Source organism: Pauljensenia sp. UMB6358 (assembly GCF_030216865.1).
GTDB lineage: Bacteria > Actinomycetota > Actinomycetes > Actinomycetales > Actinomycetaceae > Pauljensenia > Pauljensenia turicensis_A.
The window spans coordinates 209,088-231,240 of sequence record NZ_JASOMS010000002.1 but is presented as its reverse complement, the minus strand read 5'-3'; the positions used below and the strand labels follow the sequence as shown (position 1 = coordinate 231,240).

Here is a 22,153-nt window from a genome sequence, read left to right as displayed (position 1 = left end):
GCCAGAAAAACCAGTGCGTTCCAATGAATCGGGGTCGTCTCAACACGGCCGCCGTGGCGGTGGAGCGCGCCCGCAAAATTCTGGCACGTCCAAAAAGGACACTCCGCGCAAGGGGCAGCAGCGTAAAAGCCGCGTCGGGCAGGAGCCTCGTACTCCCATAGGTTCCCGCGAGCGCAACGGGCACTCTGCCACCCAGCCACACCACAAGCCTCGTCGTAGGCGCAGTCCTCAATACGAACACGCACACACGTTTAAGCCGTTCACTCCCGAACAGCTGGCCGCGCGCGCAGCCGCAATCCCCGTCGTGACTTTCCCTGACCTGCCGGTCAGTGCTCGCCGCGACGAAATCGCTCAGGCGATACGTGACCACCAGGTTGTTATCGTTTCTGGTGAAACGGGTTCGGGTAAGACCACGCAGCTCCCGAAGATCTGTATGCAACTGGGTCGTGGCGTCTCCGGAATGATCGGACACACTCAACCCAGGCGTATCGCAGCGCGTTCGGTCGCTGACCGCATCGCTGAAGAACTCGGGCAAAAAGTTGGACGCGAACCTGGCCAGGTTGTCGGCTATCAGGTGCGTTTCACGGACAAGGTCGGGCCCACCACCCTAGTCAAGCTGATGACCGACGGCATTCTGCTGGCGGAAATCCAGTCCGATCCGTTGCTTCGTCGCTACGACACACTGATTATTGACGAGGCCCACGAACGTAGCCTGAACATTGACTTCATCTTGGGCTATCTGGCTCGTCTGCTTCCGGCGCGCCCGGATCTGAAAGTCATCATCACCTCAGCGACGATCGACTCGAAGCGTTTCGCTGAGCACTTCGGTGTGTGGGATGGTCTGCCCGGTCGTGGGACGTTGAAGCAGCCGGCACCTGTTATTGAAGTCTCGGGTCGCACCTTCCCCGTCGAAGTCCGCTATCGCCCCCTCACCGCTGACGTGATAACGCACTACTCGTCGTCCACTCCGGGCACTGAGCAGGAACCGGGCGACGCCTTGTCGATCGAAGACGATAATCTGCACCTGGGCGCAGAACAGCTGGTCTTGGAAGACCCTGACGATGATCTGCCGTCGCTTGGGTACGGGCTCGGCGAGGACACTGATGTTGAGACCGCGATCTGTCACGCCGTTGACGAACTTGCTGGTGAGGGCGAGGGGGACATCCTTGTTTTCCTGCCGGGCGAACGCGACATCCGCGATACCGAACAGGCATTACTCGACCATCTAGGTCCGCGCGGGGTAAAAGCGGGGGAGACTGCGAAGGCTCGCCCGACGGATATTGAAATCGTTCCGCTGTTCGCGCGCCTGAGTGCAGCCGAGCAGCATCGCGTGTTCGAGGATCACCGACTGCGTCGCGTTGTTCTGGCAACCAATGTTGCGGAAACTTCGCTGACTGTCCCGGGCATTCGCTATGTCATCGACCCTGGTTTTGCGCGTATTTCTCGCTATTCCAACCGGACGAAGGTGCAGCGACTGCCGATCGAAGCGGTGTCGCAGGCCAGCGCTAATCAGAGGGCTGGACGCTGTGGTCGCGTCGCTGACGGCATCGCAATCCGCCTCTTTTCGCAACGCGACTACGAGAATCGTCCTCGCTTCACCGAACCGGAAATCCTGCGCACCTCGCTCGCGTCGGTCATCCTACAGATGGCGGCGTTGGGCCTCGGTTCAATTGCCGATTTCCCCTTCCTCGACCCGCCCGAGCATCGCGCGGTTCGCGATGGCATCGCGACTCTGGTGGAGATTGGCGCTCTCGTAGAAGATGACGAGGCCACGCACATGTCTTCGCCCTCGAGCGCAAAGGACGCGGATTCAAACAGTGCTGGTGGGGCAGGTTCAAGGCGTTCCTTTGGACACCGCTTGACCGCAATTGGTCGGGATTTGGCGCGGTTGCCGATTGACCCCAGGCTGGGACGAATCCTTCTGGAAGCCGACGCAAACGGCTGTGCTTCCGAAGTCCTTGTCATCGTGGCAGCACTTTCAATTCAGGATGTCCGCGAACGCCCCGCTGAACATCAGGCGGCTGCCGATGCTGCTCATGCTCGCTTGGCGAATCCGAAGTCTGACTTCGTCACCTACTTGAATTTATGGCGCTACTTGACAGTCCAGCAGAGGGATCTATCGGGTGCGGCGTTCCGTCGCATGTGTCGGGCCGAGTTCCTGCACTATCTGCGTTTTAACGAGTGGCGTGACGTTGTTGTTCAGTTGCAGCAGATGGCCCGTCCGCTCGGGTTGGATGTGCATCCGATTGATATTCCGTCGTCTAGCGATGTTGTTCATGCGGCGGAAGTGGGCGGTTTGACTGATGCGGCAGCGCGTGCGGTTGTGGCGTTCACGGATGGTTCGCGCAGTGTGGACGCCGACCAGATTCACCGATCACTGCTTGTTGGTTTCCTGTCGAACTTGGGTTCGTGGGATCAGGCAAAACGTGATTATCAGGGTGCCCGCGGTACTCACTTCACGATTTGGCCGGGTTCAGGTTTAGCGCGCTCACATCCTGCGTGGGTGATGACCGCTGAATTGGTTGAGACCAGTCGCCTCTTTGCTCGCACTGTTGCGCGGATTGATCCGGCGTGGATTGAGCCGGTGGCTCGCCCACTGTTGAAGCGCGTATATTCCGAGCCCTTCTGGTCGAGCGCCAAGGGTGCGGCAATGGTGAAGGAAAAGGTCCTTCTCTACGGGCTGACTTTAGTTGCCGACCGTCCTGTCTTACTGGGTCGTTTGGGTGACCACGTGATTGACGCGGGTTCGGATTCGCGCTCGTCTCGCGTGGTCACGGCGGGTTCCTTGGCCGGAATCGCTCAGGGCCTGCTGGGTGTACCTACGTCGGATCGTCGTTCTCGTACCGAGATAGGCTCTATTGGTCGTGACTTCCTCGCGATGGCATTGGCTGGTGCCCTCAATCTGCCGTCGACCAGCTTCGATACATCCAGCGATGGTGACGACTTAGCGAACCTGGCTCCCAGCAATGAAACACCCGAGCAGTCGAATGGGGCATCTTCGTCGAGCACCACCCCGCCGATCGATAAGGTCAAGATCCCGGCCTCGTCGACCACTGACACTGCGCTGACGGCGCGAATACTCGCCCGCGAAATGTTCATCCGCCACGCGCTGGTGAACGGCGAATGGCGCGAACGCCACCGCTTCCAAAAGACGAACGATGAGCTACTGGAGCAGGCGCGCGAAGTCGAACGACGTTCACGCACCCACGGTTTGGTTGCTGACCAGGACGCGCGTTTCGCATTCTTCGACGACCTGCTTCCCGACGATATTGTGTCCGCCGGGCACTTCAATCGCTGGTGGAAACACACGCGCCAAAAGCATCCTGACCTGCTGACATACACTTCTTCCCTGCTTCTTCCGCGAGGGATCGGCCAAGATGCTGACGGTTTCCCCGATACCTGGGAATCAAACGGCCTGAAGCTTGATCTGTCGTATGCGTTCACGCCCGGCAGTGCGCGCGACGGCGTCACGATGATAATCCCGGTCGAAGTCCTGCAACGCGTCAATGATGTTGGCACGGACTGGTTGGTTCCCGGCATGCTGATCGAGCTCATTACTGAGTCGATTCGCGCTCTGCCGAAGGCTCAGCGTCGTCTACTTGCCCCCGCGCCCGAGGTCGGCGCTCAGGCCGGAGCATGGATGGAGCGCGCGCTCGCAGGAACCTTGACCGAAGCCGAGTCCGGCGTCGCTTCGCAGCATTCCAGCGCAGCCACGTCATCCAAGAACGGTGACGAGGCTTCTACGGGGGTCGATCCGATGAGCCTGACGGCAGCGATGGATCGTCTTGCTCGCTGGGGTGCCACGACTGGGAATGCGAAGCAGAAGGATCGCGGAAAAAAGCCTGCGCCGATGCCAGAACCTCAGGCTGAAGAGACACCCGCGACCCCACCACAGTCGACGGTGATTGATTGGTCAAGAGAACGCCCTTCATTCAGCGAGGCTTTCCGCACCGCAGTGAGGATTCTGCGCGGAATCGATCTGAGCGATTCTCACCTTGCACACGCTCACGGCAACCTACCCGCGCATCTGCGGATGACATTCAGCGTTGTTGATTCGCACGGCGCTGAACTCGGTTCGGGCACCGACCTCACATACCTGCAACGCACGTTGGCATCGTCAGCAGACAATGCGATTCGTGACGCGGTGCGAGGCGCTGTCGCCGAGGCTCTTCTCGACGCCACACAGGATCGCTCCAATCGACGAAGCCACCCCAGTTCGCGCACAGATAGTTCGCGCGCGAGCTTCAGCGAAGCGAAGAACAACGCTGGTCATGCGCATTCAGGTTCCGCTGGTTCCCCCGAGGTTGCTACCCACCTGCACGTTGATGGGCTGACAGATTTCCCAGCTGACCCGCTTCCCCGGTCGATTGACTCTCCCGGTCAAACATCCAGCTCGCAAGGTACCCAGGTGATAACACTGCGCGCCTTCCCCGCGCTTGTCGCTCAAGGTAGCGCCACAGATCCGAGCGCTGGCGTAAGACTCATGGCGAATTCGAGCGACGCTGACCGCCATCACCGCGAGGGCCTTGCACGCCTGTTGGTTCGCCGAGTTCGCTTGCAACAGACTCGAGTGACGACACGTTGGACGGGACGCCAAGCTCTGATGCTCGCCGCATCGCCCTACCCGGATACCACTGCACTGATTGCGGACACTCAGTTGGCTTCCGCCCTCTCGCTAGTAGATGAATTGTCAGGCCAGGCCGGTCCCGGATCGATTCGAGACGCAGCCTCATTCGAAGACCTCGCCAATCGTGCACGAAACCTGCACGAGGACAGGGTCTACGAGATTCTCGGCTACGTTGTACGAGCCATGGAAGCCCACGGCGATATTGAGTCCGCGATCCGCTCTCACACGGAAGAATCCATGCGCGAAACAGTTGCTGATGTGCGAGATCACGTTGGTTCTCTGGTGTATCCGGGTTTTGTTCTTGATACGCCCCTATCGGCGATGCCTCACCTGGCGCGCTATCTGAGAGCCGGAGCGATGCGTATTGAACGCGCAGCCTCATCCCCCAGAGCACTCGATCGCGATCTGGAGAATAGGGACCGAATCCACGACATCCTCGACGCTTTGGGCGAAGCCGAAGAGAGTGCTCGCGCGCACCCTTACAACGCGAAGTCGGCTACAACGATCTCGCACGTGCGGTGGTTGATTGAAGAACTGCGCGTCTCCTTCTTCGCCCAACAGCTGGGCACGCCCAACAAGGTGTCGGTGAAACGCGTCCTCGGCCTGATTGAGACGATCTGAAATGGATCGACGAATCGCACGAAAAGAAGCGCGCATGCTGATGGACGCCGCCGAACTGGGCGACTGGACATTCAAATTCGACACAGCAAAACGCCGCGCAGGATCCTGCGCCTACCGGACGAAGACGATCACTCTGTCCGGACCGCTCACCGATCTCTATGATCAGGACACCGTTCGTGGCGTCATCCTCCACGAAATCGCGCACGCCCTTGTCGGCCCAGACCATCACCACGATGCAACGTGGCGGAAGGTTGCTCGCGGTCTGGGCGCCCCCGATGACGCAAAGCTCCCCTCGCATCTGCCTTCCCCGGACGAACCCTGGGTCGGAACTTGTCCCAAATGCGGAGCACAACGCAAGCTCTACCGGCCACCGCGTCGCGTCACCGCCTGCGGACACTGCGCGCGACGCTTCGACGTCGAACGCATTCTGACCTGGACATATAAAGGACATCCACGTAACCCCGGCACCGCCTACCTCAAAGAACTGCGACGCATCGAACGCGCCTGAGGCCACCCAAAACCGCGCCGGTAGCACGCTGGCAGGCTGAGCAATCGAGCGTGGCCTCGTCCCCCACGCGCACGAAGTTGCGCAACTGAACACGAACAGTGACGAGACCATCACTTCCGCACCCAATTTCGGTATCACCCACCGCGCGCGGAGTACTACTCTTGTCCCTAAGTTCTTTATTTGGTTTATTGAGACGGCCCACCCATAGCCGACCACCATAAAGCCGCTACCCAGGGAGTGACATGACGGATCAGCCGAACACCACCACTGCTCAGTCCACGGACGTTCCCAACGTTGCAGATCGCGAGGTTCTCACGTGGGAAGGTTTCGGCGTTGCAAGCCGTGAACTCACTCAGCAGATCGTTGACTCCGGCTGGATCCCCGAACTGATCGTCGCCATCGCGCGCGGTGGCCTGATCCCTGCGGGCGCCATCTCCTACGCAATGGACGTCAAGGCATGCGGCACCATGAACGTCGAGTTCTACACCGGCGTTGGCGAAACCCTCGAAGCACCGATCCTACTTCCTCCGCTCATGGATATTTCCGCGATGGAAGGCAAGCGAGTCCTGGTCGTTGACGACGTCGCAGACTCCGGCAAGACCCTCAAGATGGTCATGGACATGATCGCCGAAGACGGCCTGTCCCTCGACGGTGAAAACCAAGTGAAGGTTGACGCGCGCAGCGTCTGCATCTACAAGAAATCACGCTCGATCATCACCCCCGACTACATCTGGGCAGAAACCGACAAGTGGATCAACTTCCCCTGGTCGACACTGCCGACGATCACAGCAAACGCCTGATTGTGTCGAGCCGGTTGCGCGCGTCGCAGCCGGCTCTTTCATTTACCGTTTCCGCTCCGCCCCAGAACGACGAGGTTTCGGCCATGAGCACACACACTGACACCGCAGACAATCAACCCGCTGGCTCCATCAGCGGATCCGCACCCTACGCCATCTACTCTGAACGCGCGTCCGCGTCGCTGTCCGTCGCTCAACAGGTCGTTGACCTTGTCCTTCACCGGCTGGCAAACGGAGAAAACATTCGTGTCCTCGGTCTGACCGGCCCTCCCGGAACCGGGAAGACCACCGTTGCAGCCCTCGTCGCAGAAATCCTTGAAACTGCCGATGTTGCGGTGGCTGGTATCGCGCCGATGGATGGCTTTCACATGTCGAATGCCGTGCTGGACGACTTGGAGCGCCACGACCGCAAGGGCGCTCCCGACACGTTTGACGTCTGGGGGTACCAGGCCCTGCTGGCACGCATTCAAGCGAGCGAGCACCCCGTTTTTGCTCCCGACTACAACCGTGGCCTGCACGAACCTGTCGCAGCGTCCATCCTGATTCCAACTGAGGGCATCGTCATCACCGAAGGCAACTACCTGGCATTCGACGAACCGGGGTGGCGCGAGGCTCGCGGGCACATTGACTTCCTCGTCCACATTGATACGCCGACAGACGCTGTCATGCGGCGCCTCGTCACCCGCCACGAAGCATTCGGAAAATGTCGCGCAGATGCCGCCCACTGGGTGCGCACCGTGGACGCCCCCAACATTGAATTGGTCGCCGAATGCGCATCGCGCGCCGATGCGATCGTCTCGCCCCAAACAGGAGAGTAACTGTGACATCGTGCGCTCGGCGCACACAATAACCCTTGGTATTGCTAGCGTTTCATCACATGACTGACAGCTTCACCTCACCTCACGCCGATGAGACCCGCCCTTTAGACCAGGAGAACGCGGATCCCGTGGAGGTGGCCTCGTCGATCAACGAAACCCCCAGCGCACCCGCGGAAACCGACCCGCATTGGAAGCGTCGCGTCACCCTATTCCTGATCGCGCAGGCGATTTCCCTGTTCGGCTCCTCGATCGTGCAGTACGCGATCATGTGGTATCTGACGCTGACGCTCAAGACCGGGTGGGTCATCACCCTGTACGCCGTTGTCGCTTTCGTCCCCCAAGCGATTCTGTCTTTGTTTGGTGGCACGCTTGCCGACCGAATGAACCGCCGAACGGTGATCGCCGTTTCCGACTCGATCATTGCGCTGGTCACCCTAGGGTTGGCAGTAGCAATGATTGCGGGTGAAACCTCACTTTGGCTGATCTACGGCGCGGTCTTCATTCGCTCCGTAGGTGCCGGCTTCCAACAACCCGCGGTTGGCGCTCTCTTACCACAGCTGACCCCGACCAGTCAGCTCATGCGCGTAAACGGCATTAATCAGACAATTAACTCGGCGATGGCACTGCTGTCTCCGGTGATCGCGGGCGCGGTCTACGGCTGGGGTGGCCTGGTTCCGACCTTCTGGATCGACGTTGTCACTGCCCTGATCGGCGTCGGCATTGTCCTGACGATCCCCGTTGCGACGGTGCGAAGCGGTGGCGAAGATGGAAAGTCGTTCGCTCACGATCTGATGGACGGGCTGCGCTACGTTGCGGGACACCGCACGATCCTCTGGCTGATGGTCCTCTACACAGTAATCTTCACGCTGATCGTCGCACCGAACTTCATGGTGCCACTGATGATCGCGCGCGACTTCACCGACGCTGTCTGGCCGCTGACGGTCATGGAAACCTCATTCTCAGCGGGCATGGCGCTGGGCGGTCTGGCGATCGCGACCTTTGCCGTGAAGTGGAATCAGAGCCGGATGCTTCTCTATTCGTGCGGGAGCTTCGGCCTATTGTCCGCCGCCCTTGGCCTGACGCCATTCCTGGGGACGACCGTCGGCCTGTTCGCCCTGTTCGTACTGATGTTCATCATCGCGCTACTGATCCCGTTCTTCTCCGCGCCGGTCATGACACTGGTTCAGACCACGGTCGAACAGACGTACATGGGTCGCGTGTTTTCGCTGATCAACATCGTTGCAGTGCTCGGTATGCCAATTGGCATGATCGCGTTCGGGCCGCTTGCTGACCGATTCTCGATTCAGTGGATCTTCATCATCAGTGGCATCGTCGCGTTCGGATTCACGGTTGTGTCATTCATGGCTGAGCCCGGCCGCGAGGTCCTGAAGATGAGCGGGCAACCCGCAACCCAGCGTGACAGACAATGACACAGTCACTGCCTAGTCGCTTCGCTACTTCGACAGCTCTTCCACGATGAACGGCGTCGTGCGCTCAATCGTCTCGAGCGTCTCGACGAAGTCCTGATATCCGCCGTACCACGGGTCGGGGACATCATGGTCTGACGGGGTGGCCTGCGGATCAAAATCACGGAACAAACGGATATCAGGCCCAGCGGAGCCTCGTGAATCAGAAGCCGCATCGGCACGAAGCCCGGCGCGATCGCGAAGGCGGTTCAATGCAGACAGGTGATGGCCGGTCATGGCAAGGATCAGGTCCCAGTCCGCCAGTTCACTCATGCGGATCTGGCGCGCACGATGGTTGGGGACCTCGTGGCCGTATTCGCGCAAGACCCGGGCAGCGCGACGGTCGACCGGGTTGCCCTCTTCTTCGTCGGAAACTCCTGCGGAATCCACGACGATGTCAACGCCGGCATCGCGCGCGGCTTCAAGCAGAATCTGGTGAGCCATCGTCGACCGGCAGATGTTGCCGGTGCAGACCATCAGAACTCGTTTCACTGGGATCCTTCCAATTAAAAAATGCAGGTCAGAGCGTCAGGAACGTGCGGACCGCGAGCGCGCTAATGCCGGCTGCCTTTTCGGAGTCCATGTGGAAGTCCTGGTCGGCAGCGGGGCCACACAAGTCGGAGACGGCGCGCAGGCTGACCCAGTCAACACCGCTGGACCAGGCGACTTCCGCCATGGCGCAGGTTTCCATGTCGGCGCCAATAGCGTCCGGGAATTTTTCGCGCATGGGCTGGGCGATGGGGGCGGTGATGAACGAGTCGGAGGACAGGACGCGACCGGTCATGACGGTGAGGGTGTCGGACTTGGCAAGCAGGGCGACGCGAGCAACGGTTTCGTCGGAGGATCGGTAGTCTTCGGGCATCTGCGGAACCTGGCCCATGGCGTAGCCGAAGGCGGTGGCGTCGGCTTGGGAGTAGATGGTCGAGGTGCCGGCAGCGATGGTGGAGACGTTGATGTCCGCGGCGAGTCCACCGGTGGTGCCCGCTGCGATGATGATGGGACTATCAACCAGGGTGAGGGCGCGCGCGGTCGCGGACGCGGAGTTCGCCAGACCAATTCCGCTTTGCACAAGCAGAACGTCGTGACCGTCAAGAGCACCGAGCGCAAAACGCTGTTGTGCGTGGCCCTCAATTCCGACGACGAGTTCGGTGACCGCGTCACTACCGGCGCAGGGGTGCAACGCGGCGCGCAGGGGTGCCGCTTCCATTTCCATGGCGCATTGGATGATGGCGACGACGGTCGGACGAGCAGGAAATTCGATGCTGGTTGTCATAGCGCCCAGTCTACGGTTCGCTCTTACGGTGATGAAAGCGCACAATAGTTCGCATGACTTTTGACGCCGCCGATTCTCCGACCGCTCTTCCGCTTGCTCAGGTGACGCCAGATCGTTTCGACGCTGGCGAGGCAACGCCCGCTGCCGTGCTTTCCGGTGAGGTTCCCGCTTCTCAGGCTGCGCACCCCCTGTCGGTTTTCGACATGTTCCGCATCGGTATCGGCCCGTCGTCGTCACACACGGTTGGTCCGATGCGCGCCGGTCTTGCGTTTACAGGCGAGTTGGCGTCGTTGCTCGCCAGAGATAAAGGGGACGAGGCCGCCTCCACGTCTCAACGTTCCCCCGAAGAAGGGGCGAAGTCGCAGGCGCCGTGCCGCATTACGATCGACCTGTTTGGTTCGCTTGGCGCGACGGGTCGCGGGCACAACACTGACCGCGCAGTCTTGCTGGGCCTTGCGGGCTACAGCCCGGAGAGCGTTGAGATCGATACGGTTGAGGGTATTTTCCCGGTGATTGCCGCGACCGGTTTCTTGCCGACTCCGTGCGGTCAGGTTCCTTTTGATATTGCGCGCGATATTCGTTTCGTTCCGCGCACGGTGTTGAAGTATCACGTGAACGCTCTGACGATCACGGCGTGGCGCGAAACTGATGGCCACGAGAAAATTCTGGAGCACACCTATTACTCGGTGGGCGGTGGCTTCGTGATGGTGCAGATGAATGATGACGTGGATAATCCGGAGGTCGCATCGCTGGCGACCGGCATGAGCGCCGCGACAATTGATGCTCCTGCGCCGTTCCTCTTTACGACCAGTGCACGCCTGCTCCACGAGTGTAAGCAGTCTGGTTTGCGCATCTCCGAGTTGGTTCGTCGTAATGAAGAAGCGGTGCGAACTGCTCAAGATCTCGATGAGTATTTGGATGCGATCGCGGACACGATGTTTGAGTGCGTGAATGCCGGAACCAGTGCCAGTGGCATTCTTCCGGGTGGTTTGGACGTCCCTCGTCGCGCGAAAGCACTGAGCGCAAAACTGTCCGAACGTGCTCGTACCAGCTGCGAACCGCTTCCCGGCGCTCCCTGGGCCTCGAGTCCCGACGACCCGATGCGCGCGATGGACTGGGTGAACCTGTTCGCGCTGGCGGTCAACGAAGAGAACGCTGCCGGCCACCGCATCGTCACCGCGCCGACGAATGGCGCTGCGGGCGTGATTCCTGCGGTCCTCGGCTACCTGGTCTCCTACTGCCCTGAAGCTGGTGCAACGATTGGTGCCGCATCGGCTCCGGCGCTGTTCGACTCACCTGAGGCTCCTTTTGCTCATGTGCGTTTCGGCGCTTCCGACATTCACGGGGAGGCGTGGGCGCGCAGGCGTAAGGCAGTCCATGATTTCTTGCTTGCAGCAACGGCGATTGGCTCGCTGATTAAGACGAACGCGTCGATTGCTGGTGCTGAAGTTGGCTGTCAGGGCGAGGTTGGTTCAGCGTCCGCGATGGCGGCCGCAGGCTTGGCCGAAGCGTTGGGTGGAACCCCCGAACAAGTTGAGAATGCCGCGGAAATTGCGATGGAGCATTCACTGGGGCTGACCTGCGACCCTATTGCTGGCCTGGTTCAAATCCCCTGCATCGAACGCAATGCGATCGCCGCGGTGAAGGCGATTAACGCGGCACGTATGGCCCTCTGGAGTGATGGTCGACATACGGTGTCGCTGGATGCCGTCATTGAAACGATGCGCCAAACCGGCAACGACATGCTGTCGAAGTACAAGGAAACGTCGACGGGCGGCCTGGCCGTGAACGTCGTCGAATGCTGAGCTCACATCATTTGCTCCCACTCGATAGGGACATTTACCTCTCGTAGCGGTACCCAACAGGCGCGCCACCAGTAGTAGTGGTTCACCTACCACGACCCCTACATATAGGGAGGGTGTGCGCAATCCACCCCCTACATGTAGGGGTCTGGCATATGCGACACGCCGATGACGCACACGAATTTTAAGGCAGTTTTTTCCATTCGCATCCGAAGTTATCCACAGGTAGGCACATATGTGTTCGCCTCCATGCACATGCGTGTGGACCTGGAACCGAAGAATGACAATCGTGTGATTTCCGCATAATCATGCCCTCTTCGAGGTGCTCTGTAAAACGATTTACCCATGGTTCAACGGACAATTTTTATATGAACAGTAAGCCCATCCACACCGTATTCACAGATCCGCCTCCCTCTATCCACAGTCTGAGTCACACAACGTTACGACCACAACATGTTGTGCCTATTCCTTCAAGCACCCACAAGGTGTAGTGTTAAGAGGTCTTCGGGATACCCCCTGAAGATACGCGTTTCCATCTCTTTAATTAGGAGAATCCCATGACGATCACCGTCTACTCGAAGCCCCGTTGCCCCCAGTGCGACGCAACCTGTCGCGCTCTCGACAAGCAGGGTCTTGACTACACGAAGATCGACGTGACGGAAAACCTCGAAGCGCTCGATTACATCAAGGGCCTCGGCTACCAGCAGGCTCCTGTCGTCATGGCTGGCGACACCCACTGGAGTGGCTTCCGCCCGGACCGCATCAAGGCCGTCGCAGTTGCGGCAGCTGCCGCAACGCCCCTCGCAGTCGGCCAGGCCTGATCTTTTCTTCCGTCCCGGTTACCGATAGAGGTGGCCGGGGCGAACTGCGTTCAAGGACAGAGTTTCACGAACGCGATGACGATCCCCGGCAACATTCTCAAACAGTACTGAGATGTCCGGCCTCGTCAATACAATCGAATCGCACCTAGGCGCACGGTGCGCCACACCACAGCAGCACAAACGGCAGGTCCATCATGGTGAACATCGTTTACTTTTCCTCAGCAACCGGGAATACTCGCCGGTTCGTTGAGAAGCTTGGCCTGCCCGCGCAGCGCATCCCGCTGCTGAAAAGAGACGAGTTCCTGCACGTCGACCAGCCCTACGTGCTGATTGTTCCCACATACGGCGGGGGCAACCTCAAGGGCGCGGTTCCCAAGCAGGTCATCGCCTTCCTCAACGACCCGGGTAACAGGTCTCACTGCGTGGGAGTCATCTCATCAGGAAATACGAATTTCGGCACCGCGTACTGCCTCGCAGGCGATATCGTTGCAACGAAGCTGAGTGTCCCCCATATGTATAAGTTCGAGCTACTCGGAACCCCCGAGGACGTCTCACGAGTTCGAGAAGGACTGAAAGAGTTTTGGCAGAAAATCTCACCGACACAGGCGTAGAAGAAATCAGTAACCCAGAGCTCGATTACCACGCTCTGAACGCCCAGCTGAACCTCTACGATGCCAATGGCAAGATCCAGTTCGACGCAGATCGTAAGGCAGCTCGCCAATATTTCTTGCAGCACGTCAACCAGAACACCGTCTTCTTCCACGACCTGGAAGAAAAGATGGAATACCTGGTTGAAGAGGGCTACTACGAGCAGGCTGTTCTGGACCAATACGAGTTCCAGGACATCAAGGACCTGTTCAAGCGCGCCTACGCGCACAAATTCCGCTTCCCCACGTTCCTCGGCGCGTTCAAGTACTACACGTCCTACACGCTGAAGACGTTCGACGGTAAGCGCTACCTGGAGCGTTTCGAAGACCGTGTTGCGATGGTCTCCCTGTACTTGGCTCGCGGAGATGTGAAGCTCGCTCAGCAGTTCGTGGAAGAGATCATGGCCGGTCGTTTCCAGCCTGCAACCCCGACCTTCCTGAACGCTGGCAAGGCTGCGCGTGGCGAACTCGTATCCTGCTTCCTGCTACGTATCGAAGACAATATGGAGTCGATCGCCCGTGGCATTAACTCTGCTCTTCAGCTGTCGAAGCGCGGTGGTGGCGTCGCCCTGTCGCTGACGAACCTGCGTGAAGCCGGCGCTCCGATTAAGAAGATCCAGAACCAGTCCAGTGGCGTTGTCCCGGTCATGAAGCTTCTGGAGGACTCCTTCTCCTACGCGAACCAGCTGGGTGCGCGTCAAGGTGCGGGTGCTGTTTACCTCAGCGCACACCACCCGGACATCATGCAGTTCCTCGACACGAAGCGTGAGAACGCTGACGAAAAGATCCGCATCAAGACCCTGTCGTTGGGCGTTGTGATCCCCGATATTACGTTCGAACTCGCACGTAACAACGAGGACATGTACCTGTTCAGCCCCTACGACGTCGAGCGCGTCTACGGCGTTCCCTTCTCTGAAATCTCCGTTTCTGAAAAGTACCGCGAGATGGTTGACGACGGCCGCATTCACAAGAAGAAGATCAACGCTCGTCGTTTCTTCCAGACCCTCGCTGAAATTCAGTTCGAATCCGGCTACCCGTACATCGTCTTCGAAGATACTGTGAACCGCGCGAACCCGATCAAGGGCCGCATCACGATGTCGAACCTCTGCTCCGAAATTCTGCAGGTGTCCGAGGCCTCGACCTACAACGCTGACCTGACCTACAGCCACGTCGGCAAGGACATTTCCTGCAACCTGGGTTCGTTGAACATCGCCAAGACGATGGATTCTGAGGACTTCTCGACAACGATCGAAACGGCGATCCGCGGTCTGACCGCTGTCTCCGACCTGTCGGATATTCAATCGGTTCCCTCGATTGCTCGAGGCAACGCGATGAGCCACGCGATCGGCCTGGGCCAAATGAACCTGCACGGTTACCTTGCTCGCGAACACGTCATGTACGGCTCTCAAGAGGCTCTGGACTTCACGAACATGTACTTCCTGGCTGTCGCCTACGAAGCAATCAAGGCGTCCTGCCTGATCGCGAAAGAACGCGGCGTCTCCTTCGAAGGCTTCGAGGATTCAAAGTATGCGTCCGGCGAGTACTTCGAGAAGTACATCAATGGCACGTGGGAACCGACCACAGACAAGTGCCGTGAGCTGCTCGCAAAGTCGACGATCCACATTCCGACGGCTGACGATTGGAAGGCTCTAGCCGCCGATGTGAAGCAGTACGGCATGTACAACCAGAACCTGCAGGCGATCCCGCCGACCGGCTCGATTTCGTACATCAACAACTCGACCTCGTCGATCCACCCGATCGTTTCTCAGATTGAGATCCGTAAGGAAGGCAAGATCGGTCGTGTCTACTACCCGGCTCCGTACATGACGAACGAGAACCGCGAGTACTACGTGGACGCCTACGAGATCGGCCCGGAGAAGATCATCGACACCTACGCGGTTGCTACTCAGCACGTGGATCAGGGTCTGTCGCTCACGCTCTTCTACCCGGATACCGTGACGACGCGTGACATTAACAAGTCCTACATTTACGCGTGGAAGAAGGGCATCAAGACCCTGTACTACATGCGTCTTCGTCAGATGGCGCTGGAGGGCACCGAAGTTCAGGGGTGCGTGTCCTGCATGCTCTAAGCATTCAGTCTGCCACCTGCCCCCCCCCGGCGCGGTGGTAGTTGGCCACTGAGAATCCCGGCCTCGTTGATGTGAATTCACGAGGCCGGGATTTCTTTTCCCACTTTCACAGTGCATTGCCCAAACGACTAGGGAATTGCTTGATTGTTGCACTCTGACGGAAAGGGGACGTTACGGGGGTTGATCGGGGGTTAATCAGGGGAGTCCCCACTATTGAGGTGCACCCGCCTTTCCTAGACTGGTATCAACATCAAGTTGAAGGGACATTATGACGGATCAGCAGCCGAACCCCGAAGAAGCCGAAAAGCAGGAAGACACCCCAGCTGAAGAGCAGGTCATTGAAGCGAACGCTGAAGAAGCAGAGGTAGCACCTGCGGATACTGACTCGCCAGAGCCTGTTGCACAGAAGAATTCTCCGCTAGAAGAAGCAACAGAACTGCTCCCGACCGAGGAGACAACTGAGCTTCCCGTTGGCGATTCCACTGTGGGCACTGTCGAAGAAACCATGGTGCTTCCCACTAAGGAAACCGCTGAGACGACGGAACTTGCCAGCGAACCCGCCCCTGAAGTGAAAGACGTTGAGGCGGACGTAGTCGAGGATTCAACCCCGACTCAGCCAACGTGGGAACAGAATCCGTGGGCATCGCCGGCAAGCGAGCAGCCGACAACCGCTAGCCAGGGTGCCTACACCGCACCGCAGTTCAATCAGCAGAATCCTTACGGACAACCGGGTGTCCAGCCCGAGCAACCATACGGCCAGTACAACGGCGGTCAGTATGGAGCCCAGGCACCGTATGGGGCAAACGGCTTTGCCCAGGCACCGTATGGGATGACGTTCCAGATGACTCCTCTGGCGCAGGAATTGAAGTCGAATTCGACCATCGTCTTGATCCTCGGCATTCTCGGACTGGCGCTCATCGGCCTCTTTGGTTCGATTCCCGCGTGGCTGTGGGGTAATTCGATCCTGCGCCAGGCTCAGGAAAACGGGGTCAGCGCCGACATCGTGTCGAATGCGAAGGTCGGTCGCATTCTCGGCATTGTCGGTGTTGCCTTGTGGGGCGTTGCGACAGCGTTTATCGTGTTGATCTTCTTGATCGCCGCGCTCACCGTACTGTTTGTTTAGCGACGCTCTGCTGGTGAGCTCACCGCATTCACCGAACTGACTCTCCCGCTCACTGCGACATTTCGGAGGCATTCTCCGAAATGTCGCAGTGAGCGGTTGTTTTTTTCGCGCAATATCTCATCCCAAAACCATGTGCGACTAAAGTCCTAGAGGTGTTATGCTCAACACAACCCGACGCAACGGCGCTTCGGGGCATCCCAGCTAGCACGCTGGCTCCCAACTCGCACCACTATCCGAGCCCACCACCTCGGGCCCCGATGATGCGACAACGCTAGGAGCTCCTTATGACTGAGACTACTTTCCAGGCCGTGGCGATGATCATCTACCTATTGGCGATGGTCATGATCGGTCTTTTCGCATACAACCGCACTAAGAGCCTTGACGACTACATGCTCGGTGGCCGAGATCTTGGCCCCGGCGTCGCAGCCCTTTCCGCAGGCGCAGCCGACATGTCCGGCTGGCTCCTCATGGGCCTGCCCGGTGCGCTCTACCTCAACGGCCTCATCGAAGGCTGGATCGCAGTTGGCCTGACCCTCGGCGCATGGCTGAACTGGAAGTTCACCGCCCCCAGGCTTCGCGCATACTCGAAGATCGCATCGAACTCGATCACCGTTCCATCGTTCCTCGGCCAACGCCTACGCGATACCTCCAATATTGTTCGTATCGTTGCCGGCCTTGTCATCACCGTGTTCTTCACGTTCTACGTTTCATCGGGCATGGTCGCCGGTGGCGCGTTCTTCGAATCATCATTCGGCATGGACTACCACCTGGGTATGGTCATCATCGCTGCGACGACAGTGCTGTACACGCTGGTCGGTGGCTTCCTTGCCGTATCGTGGACCGACGTCGTTCAGGGCATCATGATGCTGATCGCGCTCATCCTGGTGCCGGTTGTGGGCGTCATCCACGTTGGTGGCTTCTCCAATCTGATGAGCGAAGTGAACCGCATCGATCCGACGATCTTCTCGCTCACTCACGGTGAAGGCGCTCTGTCCGGCGTAGCAATCCTCGGCATCGTGTCGGCGCTCGCGTGGGGCCTCGGCTACTTCGGTCAGCCGCACATCATCGTCCGCTTCATGGCACTGCGTTCTACCGCGGAGGCCAAGCAGGGTCGTCGCATCGGTATCAGTTGGATGTTCCTGTCCGTGATTGGTGCAGGCATGACAGCAATTGTCGGCATCGCCGTCTACCAGCATGACGAAGGAAAGCTCGCGAACCCCGAAGGCGTCTTCATCAGCCTCGGGCAGTTGCTCTTCCACCCCTTCATCGCAGGCTTCATGCTTGCAGCGATCCTCGCCGCCATCATGTCGACCATTTCGTCCCAGCTTCTGGTGACCTCGTCCGCACTGGTCGAAGATATCTACCGCGCCTACACGAAGCGCGAACTGAACGGCGCTGACGGTGTTCTTGCTGGCCGTATCGCGGTTGGCGTGATCGCTCTGATCGCAGCGTTTCTGGCGTGGCAAAGATCCGACTCGATTCTGGGTCTGGTGGCGTTCGCGTGGGCCGGCTTCGGCGCATCATTCGGTCCGATCGTGATCCTGTCGCTGTACTGGCGCAAACTCACCTCGGCAGGCGCAATCGCCGGCATGGTGACCGGCGCGGTCGTCGTTGGCATCTGGGGCAACATTTCGGGTGGCATCTTCGACCTGTACGAGATCGTCCCCGGCTTCCTTCTGAACCTCATCGTTGCGGCCGTCGTGTCGCGTGCAACGTGGAAGCCAAACCCGGACATTGATGCCGAGTTCGACCAGACAATCGCAGAAACTCAGGGCATCTGACGCCTCAGCTTCGCGCTACTTCGCCACGAATGCAGGTGGCGCGAAGCAGTCAGATCCCTCTATTTCAGAATTGACGAGGCCACCTCGCCCACTGAACCGCCACGGCCTGAAACGGGGTGGGCGACCTCGTCGACTGAACATCACCGCACTGAATCTTTCCAACTCACTCACACACCACTGAACAAAGTAATCGAGGAAGAATGTCTGAATCAGAAAACCCCACCACGGATTTCGAAACGATCGTTGACCGCGCGCTTGCTACCGCGAGGCGTTGGGCGACATCATCGACACAGTTCCCGACTGACACGGCAGCACAGTTGCTGGCCGGCGTGTTGAAGGACGAAGAGGGCTTGGATTACACCGTTTCATTCGTTGACGGAGTGGTTCGCCCCGAAGACCAGAAGGTGGCCGCACGCCACCTTGCCGAGGTCGGCGCGAAGAACCCGAAGTTCTTGCCGTGGTATCTGCGCACCCCTGCACTGATTGGCGGGAAGGCTGGCACGCTAGTTCCGTCAATCGCTGTTCCCGCTGCCCGCAAGGTGTTTGCACGCCTTGTTGGTGATCTTGTTGTTGATGTGTCCGACGAGAAGCTCGGTCCAGCAATCGAGCGACTTCGTAAAGATGGCGCGCGCCTGAACATGAATCTGCTCGGCGAAGCCGTGCTGGGCGAGAAGGAAGCTCGCAAGCGCCTCGACGACACTCGTCGTCTGCTGGAGCGCCCGGATGTTGACTACGTTTCACTGAAGGTTTCGGCGGTGACCGGCCCGCACAACCCGTGGGGATACGACCAGATCGTTAACCATGCGGTGCGCGAACTGCTTCCGCTCTACCAGTACGCGGTCAGCGCCGGTGGCAAGTTCATCAACTTGGACATGGAGGAATACCACGACCTTCAGCTGACGGTCGACGTGTTCAAGACAATCCTCGACCGTGAAGAATGCCTGGGTCTGCGTGCCGGCATTGTGCTTCAGGCCTATCTGCCCGACACCCTGAACGTCATGAAGGATCTGCAGGAATGGGCAGCAGCACGCAGAGCGCGTGGCGGAGCACCGATCAAGGTGCGTGTCGTGAAGGGCGCAAACCTGGCAATGGAGCGCGTCGATGCCGCGATGCATGGCTGGGATCTGACGACCTGGGATTCGAAGCAGTCGACGGATGCGAACTACGTGCGAGTCCTGGATTGGGCGATGCACCCCGATCGTATTCAGAACGTCAACATCGGCGTCGCGGGACACAACCTGTTCACAGTCGCCTGCGCATGGGAGCTGGCGAAGGAACGCGGTGTTACCGACCACGTTGAATTCGAAATGCTGTCCGGTATGGCGATGCAGCAGGCGGCCGCAGTTCGTCAGGAAGTCGGCAACCTGTTACTGTACGTGCCCGTCGTTCACCCCGACGAATACGACGTTGCCATCGCGTACCTGGTGCGCCGACTGGAAGAAAACTCCGCGGACGATAACTTCATGGCGTCGATCTTCGATATCGGCACCTCGCAAGTGTCATTCGATAAGGAAAAGACTCGCTTCCTTGCCGCAGTTGAGCAGATGAAGCGCGAGGGAATCAGCCGTGTTGGCGCAAATCGTACCCAGGACCGCACGTCGGAAACTGCCGACGACCTGGCTGCACCGTTGAAGGACTCGAACGGTAACTGGGTCTTCGCGAACACTGCGGATTCGGATCCGGCTCTTCCGGTCAACCTGCAGTGGGCACGTGAAATCGCCGAGCGTATCCCGACCTCAACTCTGGGAACTTCGACCCTTGAAGCGGGGACGATCACTGATCGCGAAACCCTGGACACCCTCGTCGAGGCGACCGCGAACGCCGGCAAGGAATGGGCGGCCCGTAGCGCCGCAGAGCGTAGCGATATCCTGCACCGCGCAGGTGTTGAGCTGGCCCGTCGTCGCGCGGATCTGATCGAGGTTGCCGGCTCCGAACTGGGCAAGTCCCTGGAGCAGGCTGACGTCGAGGTTTCCGAAGCTACCGACTTTGCCCACTACTACGCACAGCTTGCTCTGGAGCTCGAAAAACTCGATGGCGCCCAGTTCACTCCGGTGGATCTGACCTTGGTTACTCCGCCGTGGAACTTCCCGCTGGCAATTCCTGCCGGTGGCGTTCTGGCCGCTTTGGCTGCAGGATCGGCTGTCATTTTGAAGCCTGCTGATCCGGCTGGTCGCTGTGGCGCCGTTATTGCCGAGTGCCTGTGGGCTGCGGGTGTCCCGAAGGATGTCCTGCAGTTTGTCTCCGTCGGCGAGGACACGCTGGGTAAGGACCTCGTCACGCACCCACGCGTGGGTCGCGTTGTCCTGACGGGCGCGGCTGGGACGGCTGAACTGTTCCGTTCCTGGGATCCGACGATGAAGATCATGGCAGAAACTTCGGGTAAGAACTCGATCATCATCACTCCGTCGGCCGACCTTGATCTGGCCGTAAAGGATGTTGTGAACTCAGCGTTCGGTCACGCTGGTCAGAAGTGTTCTGCCTGCTCCTATGTGATTCTGGTCGGTTCGGTCGGCTTCTCGAAGCGCGTGCGCAACCAGTTGCTTGACGCGGTTCGTTCCCTGCATGTCGCCTGGTCGGATGACCTGAGCGCTCAGATGGGTCCGCTGGCGACCGAGCCGACCGGAAAGCTACTGCGCGGTCTGACCACGTTGGAACCAGGTCAGAAGTGGGAAATCACCCCAAAGCCTCTCGATGACACGAACCGACTGTGGAGTCCTGGTGTCCGCTCGGGTGTCCAGGTCGGTAGCGAGTACCACTTGACCGAATACTTCGGCCCGATCCTCGGCATTATCCGCGTCGATACGCTCAATGAGGCGATCGAAGCGCAGAACATGGTCGAGTACGGTCTGACCGCCGGCCTACACTCGCTGGATCCGGACGAAATCAACTACTGGCTGAACAACGTCGAAGCTGGCAACGTGTACGTTAACCGCGGTATCACGGGCGCGATCGTGCGTCGCCAGCCGTTCGGTGGCTGGAAGCGTTCAGTTGTCGGCGAAGGCACGAAGGCCGGTGGCCCAAACTACCTGCTGGGCTTCGGTTCGCTGGCGTCCGCGCCACTCGATTCCGCTCCGTCGACGCACACGTTGAAGCCTCAGTTGCGTGATCTGCTCGATTCGGCGTCCGAGGTGCTTGACGGCGAAGAGATGGAGCGTTTGACGAAGGCAATTTCGTCGGATAACGAGGCCGCGTTCACCGAATTCGACGTCTTACATGACCCGAGCGCGGTGCCCGCGGAGCGCAATATTCTGCGTTACATTCCGGCACGTGCAACGATTCGTGCCGGAGCGGGCGCTTCGCTGACCGATATTCTGCGCGTCATCTCGGCTGGCGTGGCAACGGGTTCCTTCGCTTCGAATCCACTGGGTGAGGGAATGATTCGCGAGACCACCGGCGGCGGTTGGGGCGATGTTGAGCTGACCGTTTCCACGACCACACCGCTACCCACGTCGATCACGTCGCTACTGGCGCACATGGGTATCGGGGTTGTTGTCGAAGACTTCGATCAGTTCACTATGCGTCTGACACAGGTGGAATTCAACTACGACGAGCGTATTCGTCTCATTGACGAGGCCGGCGACGACCTGCGTTGCGCCGTGGGCGGCTCGATTGACGTGGCCGTCTGGGATGGCCCCGTCACAAACTCTGGCCGTGTAGAGGTTCTGCCGTTCGTTCACGAGCAGGCAGTGTCGATCACGAACCATCGTTTCGGTAATCGCACTCCCCTGTCGACGCAGGTCTTGCAGGGCTGACTGAGGTGCCCCTGTGCGGGGTACTGC

14 protein-coding genes are annotated in these 22,153 nt (G+C 59.2%); 12 read left to right on the top strand and 2 right to left on the bottom strand.

Translation table 11 applies throughout. From position 1 onward, the window contains the following. The first annotated feature begins 13 nt into the window (after nucleotides 1-13). From QP381_RS02650 to QP381_RS02630, 5 genes are all read left to right on the top strand, one after another. On the top strand, nucleotides 14-5,248 hold the full coding sequence (locus QP381_RS02650; protein ID WP_442953395.1) for a DUF3418 domain-containing protein: 5,235 nt from the start codon (nucleotides 14-16) through the stop codon (nucleotides 5,246-5,248). A gap of 1 nt (nucleotide 5,249) precedes the next feature. Further along, complete coding sequence (locus tag QP381_RS02645; protein WP_040318354.1) at nucleotides 5,250-5,756, top strand: SprT-like domain-containing protein; 507 nt, start codon at nucleotides 5,250-5,252, stop codon at nucleotides 5,754-5,756. A gap of 242 nt (nucleotides 5,757-5,998) precedes the next feature. Further along, complete coding sequence (locus QP381_RS02640) at nucleotides 5,999-6,556, top strand: phosphoribosyltransferase (RefSeq protein WP_103632824.1); 558 nt, start codon at nucleotides 5,999-6,001, stop codon at nucleotides 6,554-6,556. Continuing rightward, a complete protein-coding gene (locus QP381_RS02635) occupies nucleotides 6,505-7,371 on the top strand; it encodes a phosphoribulokinase (protein WP_336619913.1) in 867 nt (288 codons plus the stop codon). Before QP381_RS02640 ends, QP381_RS02635 begins: the two co-directional genes overlap by 52 nt. Nucleotides 7,372-7,430: 59 nt before the next feature. Further along, nucleotides 7,431-8,801, top strand: a complete 1,371-nt coding sequence (locus QP381_RS02630; protein ID WP_285067730.1) for an MFS transporter — start codon at nucleotides 7,431-7,433, stop codon at nucleotides 8,799-8,801. Between the two features lie 24 nt (nucleotides 8,802-8,825). Here the strand turns inward: QP381_RS02630 and QP381_RS02625 are convergent, their stop codons facing one another. Together QP381_RS02625 and mtnN are read right to left on the bottom strand one after the other, a co-directional pair. Further along, the gene (locus tag QP381_RS02625) at nucleotides 8,826-9,314 is read right to left on the bottom strand and encodes a low molecular weight protein-tyrosine-phosphatase (protein WP_040318353.1); all 489 of its coding nucleotides are present in this window, start codon (nucleotides 9,312-9,314) and stop codon (nucleotides 8,826-8,828) included. Between the two features lie 43 nt (nucleotides 9,315-9,357). After that, nucleotides 9,358-10,110, bottom strand: coding sequence for a 5'-methylthioadenosine/S-adenosylhomocysteine nucleosidase (mtnN, locus tag QP381_RS02620; RefSeq protein ID WP_285067729.1), 753 nt, complete (start codon nucleotides 10,108-10,110; stop codon nucleotides 9,358-9,360). A gap of 53 nt (nucleotides 10,111-10,163) precedes the next feature. Here mtnN and QP381_RS02615 point away from each other — a divergent pair, with 53 nt between their 5' ends. The 7 genes from QP381_RS02615 to QP381_RS02585 all read left to right on the top strand — a co-directional run bounded on the left by QP381_RS02615 (nucleotide 10,164) and on the right by QP381_RS02585 (nucleotide 22,126). Next, nucleotides 10,164-11,915, top strand: coding sequence for an L-serine ammonia-lyase, iron-sulfur-dependent, subunit alpha (locus QP381_RS02615; RefSeq protein WP_285067728.1), 1,752 nt, complete (start codon nucleotides 10,164-10,166; stop codon nucleotides 11,913-11,915). Between the two features lie 554 nt (nucleotides 11,916-12,469). Beyond that, the gene (gene nrdH / locus QP381_RS02610) at nucleotides 12,470-12,733 is read left to right on the top strand and encodes a glutaredoxin-like protein NrdH (RefSeq protein ID WP_101628451.1); all 264 of its coding nucleotides are present in this window, start codon (nucleotides 12,470-12,472) and stop codon (nucleotides 12,731-12,733) included. 194 nt (nucleotides 12,734-12,927) lie between these two features. Continuing rightward, on the top strand, nucleotides 12,928-13,344 hold the full coding sequence (gene nrdI / locus QP381_RS02605) for a class Ib ribonucleoside-diphosphate reductase assembly flavoprotein NrdI (protein ID WP_006680662.1): 417 nt from the start codon (nucleotides 12,928-12,930) through the stop codon (nucleotides 13,342-13,344). Continuing rightward, complete coding sequence (gene nrdE / locus QP381_RS02600) at nucleotides 13,314-15,470, top strand: class 1b ribonucleoside-diphosphate reductase subunit alpha (protein ID WP_006680661.1); 2,157 nt, start codon at nucleotides 13,314-13,316, stop codon at nucleotides 15,468-15,470. The genes nrdI and nrdE overlap by 31 nt, the downstream gene beginning before the upstream one ends. A gap of 268 nt (nucleotides 15,471-15,738) precedes the next feature. Further along, a complete protein-coding gene (locus QP381_RS02595) occupies nucleotides 15,739-16,593 on the top strand; it encodes a hypothetical protein (RefSeq protein ID WP_285067727.1) in 855 nt (284 codons plus the stop codon). A 284-nt stretch (nucleotides 16,594-16,877) separates the two neighbouring features. Continuing rightward, nucleotides 16,878-18,374, top strand: coding sequence for a sodium/proline symporter PutP (gene putP / locus QP381_RS02590; RefSeq protein WP_179370100.1), 1,497 nt, complete (start codon nucleotides 16,878-16,880; stop codon nucleotides 18,372-18,374). Nucleotides 18,375-18,574: 200 nt separating this feature from the next. Next, a complete protein-coding gene (locus QP381_RS02585; RefSeq protein ID WP_285067726.1) occupies nucleotides 18,575-22,126 on the top strand; it encodes a bifunctional proline dehydrogenase/L-glutamate gamma-semialdehyde dehydrogenase in 3,552 nt (1,183 codons plus the stop codon). Nucleotides 22,127-22,153: the final 27 nt, after the last annotated feature.